7 protein-coding genes are annotated in these 11,175 nt (G+C 31.7%); 5 read left to right on the top strand and 2 right to left on the bottom strand.

What is annotated here, in order from left to right:
* The first annotated feature begins 159 nt into the window (after nt 1-159).
* The 5 genes from IEW41_RS05850 to IEW41_RS05830 all read left to right on the top strand — a co-directional run bounded on the left by IEW41_RS05850 (nt 160) and on the right by IEW41_RS05830 (nt 9,629).
* Nucleotides 160-4,386, top strand: coding sequence for a DUF8693 domain-containing protein (locus IEW41_RS05850; RefSeq protein WP_188605360.1), 4,227 nt, complete (start codon nt 160-162; stop codon nt 4,384-4,386).
* Nucleotides 4,387-4,475: 89 nt separating this feature from the next.
* A complete protein-coding gene (locus IEW41_RS05845) occupies nt 4,476-4,940 on the top strand; it encodes a hypothetical protein (RefSeq protein WP_188605359.1) in 465 nt (154 codons plus the stop codon).
* Nucleotides 4,941-5,046: 106 nt separating this feature from the next.
* Nucleotides 5,047-8,451, top strand: coding sequence for an isoleucine--tRNA ligase (gene ileS / locus IEW41_RS05840; protein ID WP_188605358.1), 3,405 nt, complete (start codon nt 5,047-5,049; stop codon nt 8,449-8,451).
* 4 nt (nt 8,452-8,455) lie between these two features.
* Complete coding sequence (locus tag IEW41_RS05835; protein ID WP_188605357.1) at nt 8,456-8,839, top strand: TraR/DksA family transcriptional regulator; 384 nt, start codon at nt 8,456-8,458, stop codon at nt 8,837-8,839.
* Between the two features lie 130 nt (nt 8,840-8,969).
* The gene (locus tag IEW41_RS05830; RefSeq protein WP_188605356.1) at nt 8,970-9,629 is read left to right on the top strand and encodes a lipoprotein signal peptidase; all 660 of its coding nucleotides are present in this window, start codon (nt 8,970-8,972) and stop codon (nt 9,627-9,629) included.
* Here IEW41_RS05830 and IEW41_RS05825 read toward each other — a convergent pair.
* Both IEW41_RS05825 and IEW41_RS05820 read right to left on the bottom strand, forming a co-directional pair.
* Nucleotides 9,611-10,180, bottom strand: a complete 570-nt coding sequence (locus IEW41_RS05825) for a 5-formyltetrahydrofolate cyclo-ligase (RefSeq protein ID WP_188605355.1) — start codon at nt 10,178-10,180, stop codon at nt 9,611-9,613. The genes IEW41_RS05830 and IEW41_RS05825 overlap by 19 nt on opposite strands.
* Before the next feature lie 18 nt (nt 10,181-10,198).
* Nucleotides 10,199-11,173, bottom strand: a complete 975-nt coding sequence (locus IEW41_RS05820) for a succinylglutamate desuccinylase/aspartoacylase family protein (RefSeq protein WP_188605354.1) — start codon at nt 11,171-11,173, stop codon at nt 10,199-10,201.
* Between the last annotated feature and the right edge of the window lie 2 nt (nt 11,174-11,175).

Below are 11,175 nucleotides of genomic sequence, written 5' to 3'. Positions count from 1 at the left end.
TATGCTTTAATAAGTTAATCTAACTTTTAAACTTTTAAACGATTAAATAATTCAAATAACGAGTATATAAACAGTTTATCGACTAATTTTCATCTAATTTGCTGATTAAGTTAGTTTTACACAGTTAATTAAATAGTCCCAAACTATTAAACCCTACTTATGAAAACAAAATTACTTTGTAGTTTACTACTTACCGTATTTGCTTTTAGCAGTTTATCAGCACAAAGATCTGATGTAAAAATCACTGTTAAATGGCCTTCAAGGTCTTATGAAAATAAGATAGAAGTTTATAACACCACAAACGATTTATTAATTACCATTTGTGATGACAATCAATGTTATTCGTCTAGTCAACAAGGTGTTACTGATGCTTATGGTTCAACTTATGATTTAGGTTGCGCAACTAATGGTAGCAATTATTACATAAAAATGTATGATGTTGCAAACAACGGTTGGACTAGCAGTAGCTATGTTAGTGTTGTAGTTGCTGGTACCGAAGTTCTTAATAATAATGGTAGTACAGCAAATACATCTGGTACAATAGCGTACTTTAATGTTTCTGGTGGTGATGCAACTTGTAATGCTTTATTAGATACTGACCAAGATGGTATTATTGATAATCTAGATTATGATGATGATGGAGACGGCATAACAGATGCAAAAGAAAATTTAGGTCAAGACAGGTTTGAATGTACTTTGCCTTCATTAGATTTTCAGAATGGAGTTTATGATCCTTTAGCAAGTACTGGTTTAATAGGTCAAGTAGGCGCAGTATATAGATACAGTAATGCAATTCAAGGTTATGATATCTTAATGAAAATTACTGAACTCCAAAACACAACAATTGCAAATATAGATAATGATTTAGTTGATAATCCTGATTATCTCCAAACAGAATTAACATTTTCTGGGACTGGAACACCAGGAGCAACATTTCAATTTACAATTGTAAATGCAGGAACAACTGTGCCATCAACCTCTATTTTTAGAGTTAATGGTATTACTTGGGATTGTGATGGTAGTGGAAGTCTGCGTGAATCAGTAATTTATAAGCAACCAGCTGCATACGGGACAGATAACCCTACTTCTTTACTGGTTTCAAATTTAGGAGGTGGAGATATACAAATTAGTGCTTCAGGATTACAAGAAGGTCCTGGTTTCTCAACTTTAAGAGTATTAAGAGCGTATTACCAATTTATAGGTAACACATTTACTATGCGTATGCAAGCTATTAAAACTTCTTCAGGCTCTTCTACAAGACAATTTGGTATGTCCTTTACGCAATGTGAATTCTTAGACTTTAATGCTAATTCATTAATTATTGTTAAAGGTGAAGATTTTGATAATGATGGTAAGTATAATCATTTAGATTTAGATAGTGATAACGATGGAATTCCTGATAATGTAGAAGGGCAAACAACTTTAGGTTATATTACACCTTCAGGAACTGTAGATCCAAAAACTGGAATAGACATAGCGTATGGCAATGGTATTCAGGTAGTTAACACAGATTACGATAAGTATCCAGATATTTTAGATTTAGACTCTGATAATGATGGTTTACTTGATATTGAAGAAAACGGAATGGCAGATGTTATCGTAGCTTTTTCTGATGCTGATAATGACGGACTTGATAATCTATTTGAAGGTTCTAATATTTCTGATCCATTAGATGTAAACGATGAAATTGATAACCCTTCTGCTTCTATTCTTCCAGATTTAGATGGAGATGTTAATAGTGGAGGAGATGTAGATTATAGAGATTTATTTAATACAAATCCGCCTCCTTCAGCAACTCTAGATTTTGATGGTATTGATGATTACTTGTCAACAGATTCTTTTATTGAAGGGTTTAGTAGTGTAAGTATTATGGCTTGGGTAAAAGTAGATTCAGGAAATTCAGGTTATTTAACAATAGCTGGTGAAGATGTATCTTGTAAAATATACCTGCAAAACGGTAACGAGCCGTGCTTTTCAATTAAAACAACAGGAAATACTACAAAAGTTGTTAGTTCGGCACCAATTAATTTTGATGAATGGCATCATATAACAGGAACTTATTCTAATATTTCGGGTGCCTTAAAATTATATATAGATGGTAATCTAGTTAATACATTAAACACGCTTCCAACTGTAACAACAATTGCTAGTACAGCCAATGGTAATGATGCATTTGAAATAGGAAGAGCCTCAAGTAATATTGCAAATAGAGAATACTTTAAGGGAGAAATTGACGAAGTTAGAGTGTTTAATACTGTTTTAACTGATGATCAGTTGCAACGAATGGTATATCAAGAAATTCAAAATAATTCAGGAAATGTAAGAGGGTCAATTATTGAAAAAGATATAGTTGATATATCTAATGGAAATAAAATTCCTTGGTCAAATTTAATCGCTTACTATCCAATGACTGATATTAAAAGTAATGTGACTTTTGATTATTCTGATAACAACCACACTTTAAAACTTAATAATATAACAACAGCTCAAGGACAAACAGCTCCTATGCCTTATAAAACTGGATCTAATGGAAGCTGGACATCACAAGCAACTTGGTTACATGGATCTGTTTGGGACATAAAAAATATAGTAAATAATAAAGATTGGAGTATTGTAAAAATTGAGCACAATGTAACAACTGTAAATTCTCATAAAAATTTAGGTTTAATAATAGACAGCGGGAAATCACTAATTGTAAATGGTGACAACCTAATAAACAATACATGGTATTTAAAGCTTGATGGAACATTAGACTTACAAAATGATTCTCAATTAATTCAAACAGTTAATAGTGATTTAGTGACATCAGCTAATGGTAAGATACTAAGAAGACAAGAAGGAACATCAAACGTATATTGGTATAATTATTGGGCTTCACCAGTTGGATCAACTGGAGTAACAACCATTTCTAACAATAATGCTGCTACCAACAATGCAAATAATTCCAATTTTAGATTAAACTTACTTAAAGAAGGAAATGCAAACAATGTTCAATTTACTTCAGCATATAATCAAGTAGGAAAAGTTAGTACACGTTGGTTATACACATATAAAAATGGAGTGACATATTGGGATTGGGCATCATTGACACCAACAACTAATATTAACCCAGGAGTAGGTTATTCTCAAAAAGGAACAGGAAACTCTGGAACAGAACAGCAGTATATTTTTGAAGGAAAACCAAACAACGGAACAATACTAGTTCCTGTAACTGACGTTGGAGGATCAGGATCAGTACCAACAGTATCTAAAACAGATTATTTATTAGGTAATCCTTATGCTTCAGCATTAGATATTCATAAATTTATTGATGATAATGCTGGTGTTATTGACGGAACTTTACAACTATGGCAACAATGGAGTGGAAGCTCGCATTATTTAGATGAATATGATGGAGGTTATGCTAAAGTTAATAAACTTGGTTCTGTACGTGCATATCAGTTTGTTGGAATTAATGGTGCAAACAATGGGTCTCAAGACGGGACATTAACACCATCAAGATATCTTCCAGTTGGGCAAGCTTTTATGGCAGAAGTTGTAGCAAATGGTAATGTAGTGTTTAATAATAGTCAACGTATTTTTATTAAAGAAGCTGATGCAAATGGCACTTACAATAACGGCTCTGTCTTTTTCAGAAATGGAAATCAGGCTGATGTAAATACTGAAGATGAGAGTAACTCAACCGAAGAAACTAATATTTTTAGTAAAATAAGATTAGAGTTTAATTCAGTAAATGGACCTGAAATGCGTAAAGAATTGTTGCTAGGATTTAGTAATATAACTACAGACGCATTCGACTATGGTTACGATGCTAAAAACATGGATAATGTAAGTAATGATCTTAACTTATTATTAAACGGTCAGAATATGTCAATGCAAGCATATTCGCCAATTACAAACGGAAAAGTTGTACCATTAAATTTTAAAGCATCAGGTGATTTTACGTTTGAAATTAAGATGACAGAGATTGAAAATATCCATGAAAATCAAGAAATATACTTAAAAGATAATCTTACAAGCACATATTTTGATTTAAGAACAACAGAACAACCATATAGTTTTACATCAACAGCAGGAGAGTTTAATAACCGATTTGAAGTTGTATTCCAAAGTGGAGAATCATTAAGTACTGAAGAGTCAGATTATAACTTTAATTTAATTTATTATAATAACAAGCAAGACAAATTATATGTAAAAGGATTAAATACATCTGTTGACAACCTAATGGTAATAAATATGCTAGGACAAACAGTTAATGAGTTTAAAGATGTAGCTGCACAAACACTAGATAACGGATTAAGTATTTCAGGTTTAGCTAGTGGTACTTATGTTGTATATTTTAATACAGAAAACACAACAAAAACAAAAAAGATAATTATCGATTAATAAAGTAATAATAATCTTAAAAAAAGCCCAAACATTTGTTTGGGCTTTTTTTATATTCTAAATTGACCTTTAATGACAAAATTAAACACATGAAAACTAATATTAGTATTATAGCTTTATTCCTTATTGTTTTGTCTTGTGGAACAAAAACTGGTGCCAATCTAGATTTAGCAATAAAAGCCTCTAATGATTTAGCAACAAAAACAGATGCAAATAAAAATTTAACCGAACTTAAAACAGAAGGAGCTTTAACAGATAAAGACGGGTTTAAAGATGTAGGTTCATTTCAGCACTCTGTTTTCTATGATAAAAAAACGAATGAGCTTTTTAAAATACAAAACACAGAAATCACTGACAAAACCATAATAGAGACTTACTATTTTGCAAGTAATAATGTATACCTAATTGTATCTGAATCACAGCAAACACCTACAAAAAGAGTTTATGTTAAAAAGCGGAAAACTATAAGTAGTGAAAATATAAATTCCGAAGAAGAAAATCTTCTTTTGCATAAAGCGCTCTATTTCCAAAAAGAATTCAAAAAAAGCCATTAAGTCAAATGATTAAGTTTTAAGATTTGATAATGGTTTTTTAAGCAATTACACACGCTATTTTCTCAAAATTCATTAATTTCGCACCTCGATTAGAATTAATGATATAATGAGCAGTAAATTCACTGAATATAAAGGTCTTGACTTACCAAAAATAGCCGTAGAAATAGGTAAATACTGGCAAGAAAAAGACATTTTCGATAAAAGTGTTACCACAAGAGAAGGTAATAAACCTTACGTATTTTTTGAAGGGCCTCCTTCAGCAAATGGACTTCCAGGAGTTCATCACGTATTAGCTCGTGCTATTAAAGATATTTTTCCACGATATAAAACCATGAAAGGCTTTCAGGTTAAGCGTAAAGCTGGTTGGGATACACATGGTTTACCAATAGAGCTTGGCGTAGAAAAAGAGCTTGGTATTACTAAAGAAGATATTGGTAAAATTATTTCAGTTGAAGATTACAACGCAGCTTGTCGTAAAGCAGTAATGCGTTACACAGATGTTTGGAATGACCTTACTCAAAAAATGGGTTATTGGGTAGATATGGATAATCCATACATTACTTACGAACCAAAATATATGGAATCTGTTTGGTGGTTATTAAAGCAGATTTACGATAAAAAATTGCTTTATAAAGGCTACACTATTCAGCCTTACTCGCCTAAAGCAGGTACAGGTTTAAGCTCACATGAGTTAAATCAACCAGGCACATATCAAGATGTAACAGATACAACTGTAGTAGCTCAATTTAAAGCTAACGAAAGTTCACTTCCTAGTTTTTTACAAAACGAAGGCACAATCTACTTTTTAGCTTGGACAACTACACCTTGGACGCTTCCAAGTAACACAGCATTAACTGTTGGGCCAAAAATAGATTACGTTTTAGTAGAGACATATAATCAATATACTTTCGAGCCAATTAATGTTATTCTAGCAAAAAATTTAGTTGGAAGTCAGTTCGATGGAAAATTTAATAAAGTTGAAACTAAACCAGAATTGTTAGATTACAAATCTGGCGATAAGAAAATCCCTTTTTACGTAGTAAAAGAATTTAAAGGAAAAGATTTAGTAGGCATTACCTACGAACAATTATTGCCATATACTTTACCAAATGATAATCCTGAAAATGCTTTTAGAGTAATTTCTGGAGATTTCGTAACGACTGAAGATGGTACAGGAATAGTTCATACAGCGCCTACTTTTGGTGCAGACGATGCTATGGTTGCTAAACAAGCAACGCCAGAAGTACCACCAATGTTAGTAAAAGATGAGAATGGTAACTTAGTACCTCTTGTAGATTTGCAAGGAAAATTCAGACCAGAAATGGGAGAATTTGCTGGTAAGTATGTTAAGAATGAATATTATAATGATGGTGAAGCACCTGAGCGCTCAATAGATGTTGAACTTGCCATTAAATTAAAAGAAGAAAATAAAGCCTTTAAGGTTGAAAAATATAAACATAGTTACCCTAATTGCTGGAGAACCGATAAGCCAATTCTATATTATCCTTTAGATTCTTGGTTTATTAAGGTAACAGATGTTAAAGACAAAATGTTTCAACTTAATGAGACCATCAATTGGAAACCAAAATCTACAGGAGAAGGTCGCTTTGGAAATTGGTTAGCAAATGCAAACGATTGGAACTTGTCGCGCTCTCGTTATTGGGGAATTCCGTTACCTATTTGGAGAACTGAAGATGGAAAAGAAGAAATTTGTATTGGTTCGGTTGAAGAATTAAAAGCAGAGATGCAAAAAGCTGTTTCAGCAGGAGTTTTAGCAAAAGACATTTTTGAAGACTTTGAAGTTGGAAATAATTCTGAAGACAACTACGCAAAAATCGATTTGCATAAAAACATTGTTGATGAAATTGTATTGGTTTCACCTTCAAGGCAACCAATGAAACGCGAAGCAGATTTAATTGATGTTTGGTTCGATTCTGGCTCAATGCCTTATGCACAATGGCATTATCCTTTTGAGAATAAAGAGCTGATTGACGAAAACAAATCATTTCCAGCCGATTTTATAGCAGAAGGTGTAGACCAAACAAGAGGATGGTTTTATACACTTCATGCCATTGCAACAATGGTTTTTGATTCTGTAGCATATAAAAATGTAGTGTCTAACGGATTAGTTTTAGATAAAAACGGACAAAAAATGTCTAAACGTCTAGGTAACGCAACCGATCCTTTTGAAACATTAGAAACTTACGGAGCAGATGCAACGCGTTGGTATATGATTGCTAATGCAAATCCTTGGGATAACTTAAAGTTTGATTTAGATGGAATTGAAGAAGTAAAACGCAAGTTTTTCGGTACGCTTTATAACACATATTCATTCTTTACCTTATATACAAATCTAGATGGTTTTAACTATTCTGAAGCAGATTTGCCTTTAGAAAAAAGACCAGAAATAGATCGTTGGATACTTTCTGAATTACACACATTAATTCAAAAAGTAGATGAATATTATGCAGAGTACGAGCCTACAAAAGCGGCTAGAGCTATTTCAGATTTTACACAAGATTACTTAAGTAACTGGTATGTGCGTTTAAGTAGAAGACGTTTCTGGAAAGGCGATTATCAACAAGATAAAGTATCTGCTTACCAAACGCTTTATACATGTATGATTGCGATTGCTAAACTTGGAGCTCCAATTGCACCTTTCTTTATGGACAAATTGTATTTAGATTTAAATTCAGTGACCAAAAAAGAAACTTTTGAAAGTGTGCATTTAGCAGAGTTTCCAAAGTTTGATGCCTCTTTTGTTGATAAGTCATTAGAACGTAAAATGGAAGCAGCACAAACAATATCATCTTTAGTATTATCGTTAAGAGCTAAAGAGAAAATTAAAGTACGCCAACCACTTCAAAAAATAATGATTCCTATTGATAGTGAATCTCAAAAAGAAGAGATATTAGCTGTTGCTGATTTGATTAAATCTGAAGTAAACGTTAAAGAAATTCAGGTTTTAGATGATGCTTCAGATATTTTGGTAAAGCAAATTAAACCTAACTTTAAAGTTCTTGGACCTCGTTTTGGGCAAGACATGAAAGCTGTTGCTAACGTGGTTAATAACTTTACTGCAGATGATATCAAAAAAATCGAGCAAAAAGGTATTTTAGACGTCCAAATTAATGGAAAAAGTATTACCTTGGAACGAGGCGATGTTGAAATAACATCACAAGACATCGAAGGTTGGCTTGTAGCTAGTCAAGGAGCTTTAACAGTAGCTCTTGATGTTACATTAACAGACGAATTAAAAAAAGAAGGTATTGCAAGAGAATTGGTAAACAGAATTCAAAATTTACGTAAGGATTCTGGATATGAGCTTACTGATAGAATTGTAGTACAATTTCAAAAAGACGAACAAATTATTAATGCAATAAACAAGAATTTAGATTACATAAAAACAGAGACCTTAACCGAAGAGTTGGAAATTTTAGAACACTTAACTAATGGTATAGAAGTTGCTTTTGATGATGTAAATACCAAATTGTTTATTAAAAAAGTTTAAAGTTATGGCAGTAGAAGCAAATCAAAGATATTCTGATAAAGATTTAGCAGAATTTAAAGTACTTATTCAAGAAAAAATTGTAAAAGCAGTTCATGATTTAGACCTTATTAAGAGTGCTTACATGAACGACCTTAATAACGGAACAGATGACACTTCACCAACCTTTAAAGCATTTGAAGAAGGTAGTGAAACAATGAGTAAAGAAGCAAATTCACAATTAGCAATTCGTCAAGAAAAGTTTATACGTGATTTAAAAAATGCTTTAATACGAATAGAGAATAAAACTTATGGTATTTGTAGAGTTACAGGAAAGTTAATTGGTAAAGAGCGATTAAAACTTGTACCACATGCAACATTAAGTATTGAAGCTAAAAATATGCAACAATAACATTTCCTTGGAAATAGGAAATCTCGTGAATTAAACGAGTTATAGTAATATTAATTAACGTCTTGCAATTGCAAGACGTTTTCATTTAAATAATAATTCTATTTTTGCCAGCAACAAGCATAGTTTAAATATGTCATTAAAAAAAGCAGTTTTACTTATCGTCATCATATTACTTATCGATCAAATAAGTAAGATTTATATTAAAACACATTTAGTACTTAACGAAAGAGCTTTCGATTATAATTGGTTTCAGATTGTATTTGTTGAAAACGAAGGTATGGCTTGGGGAACTAAAGTAAGCGATTTTATTAGTTTCATTTCAGATAGAACAGCAAAATTATTTTTAACAATTTTTAGAATAATTGCAGTTATAGGTATAAGCTATTGGTTAGTAACTTCCATAAAAAAGAAAGGTTCTAAAATATTAATCGTTGCTATAGCTCTTATTTTTGCGGGAGCACTTGGTAATATTATTGACTCAGTGTTTTATGGTGTTCTTTTTAACGATAGTTATAGCCAAGTGGCTACGTTTTTGCCAGATGAAGGTGGTTATGATACTATTTTTCATGGTAAAGTAGTAGACATGCTCCATTTTCCTATGTGGAAAGGGTTTTTACCAGAATGGATACCTTTTATAGGAGGCGATTATTTTACTTTTTTTGAACCTGTTTTTAATGTAGCAGATATGGCAATAAGTACAGGAATTGGTATGCTGATTGTTTTTAATAAAAGAGCTTTTGGAGAAAAGAAAGAACTAGCAGAAAACGAAAATCAATCAGAAAATATATAAGCAGTTTTTGGAGTAATGCAATAATCTAATTTTATATCTGTTTCAAAAACATCATCAATAATCTCCTCAGCTTCAAAAAATGATAAGCCAATTTTAATAGTTTTTGGTTTACATTCAGATAAAAACTTATCATAAAATCCTTTTCCGTATCCAACTCTGTTGCCTTGTCTATCGAAAGCTAAAAGTGGAACAAAAACCACATCAATTTTATTAGAAGCAATCTCTATACCATCAACAGGTTCAGGAATGTTCCACTCATTTTTTTTAATAACTGTATTATCGGTTAATAAAAAATGAGTCATTTTTAAAGTATTAAAATCACTTTTAGAAATGATAATGTTTTTGTCTTTACCTGATAAAATATTTAAGATATAATCAGTATCGACTTCTTTATGTTCGGTAATACTTAAAAAAATATGATAGAAAGAGTGATTCCAAATATCTAATAGCAATAGTTGATTTGCAATAGCTAAGCTTTGTTCGTCAATACGTTCAGTAGATAACTGCTGTCGACGTTTTTTATAAAGATGTCTTAATTCAGATTTAATCATCTTAAAAGGTTACCTTTTTTATTTAATTACATCAGTTGCTATATGAAAAAGTGCATCACCTTGATAAACCAAAACAGCTTCATTAACATTGATGATGTAGCCATTAGCATTAGATTTTACAGTGTGGTGAATTTTACCATAAGGATCGGTTATTTGTCCTAAAATAGATCCTACTTTTATTTTAGTATTTATTTCGACCGAAGATTTAAACATTCCAGAGCGTTTTGCTCGTAACCATTTACTGCTATCAATATAAATTGATGGTGTTTCGATAGGAGATGCTTCAAAATTTTTATCGAGCATTTGAAAATGTGCCAAAACTCGTTTAACACCTTCAAGACCAACATCAGAAATGTGATTATCTATAAATGATGATTTCCCGCCTTCAAACAATAAAATTGGCTTACCTAATTGAAAACAAGCATTTCTAAATGATTTAGATATGTGGTTAGAGTACAATACAAAAGGAGCTCCAAAAACTGCAGCTAGTTTATCTAATTTAGGCTGATTTTTTACTATTCGTATTTGAGCAGCATTATATCTGCTTGCTCCACCAGTATGAAAATCGACAACTAAATCAACATTTGGTATAACCTCTTTTACTAATCTATATGCTACTCTACTAGCTAAAGAACCATTTGCAGATCCTGGGAAAACCCTATTTAAATCTCTACCATCAGGAAAATCTCTAGAAGCATTTAAAAAGCCAAAAATGTTAATAATTGGCATGCAAATAATAGTGCCTCTTTTAGGTTTGTTTATTTTTCTTGAAATTAATTGCCTTACTATATCAACACCATTAATCTCGTCGCCATGAATACCAGCAGTAAATAGAATTGTTGGACCAGGTTTTTTTGAGCGTTCTATAATAACAGGAACATCAATTTTTGTTGATGTATGTAGTTTGGCAATATTAAAATTAATTTCTTTAGATGTTCCTAGCGGAATTTCATGTCCAAGAATGGTAATAATGTCTTTATAATTTTCGCTCATAA

This window comes from Aquaticitalea lipolytica (assembly GCF_014641635.1).
Classification (GTDB): Bacteria; Bacteroidota; Bacteroidia; order Flavobacteriales; family Flavobacteriaceae; genus Aquaticitalea; species Aquaticitalea lipolytica.
Note: the sequence above shows the minus strand (reverse complement) of the source record. Positions and strands in the feature narration are given on the sequence as shown.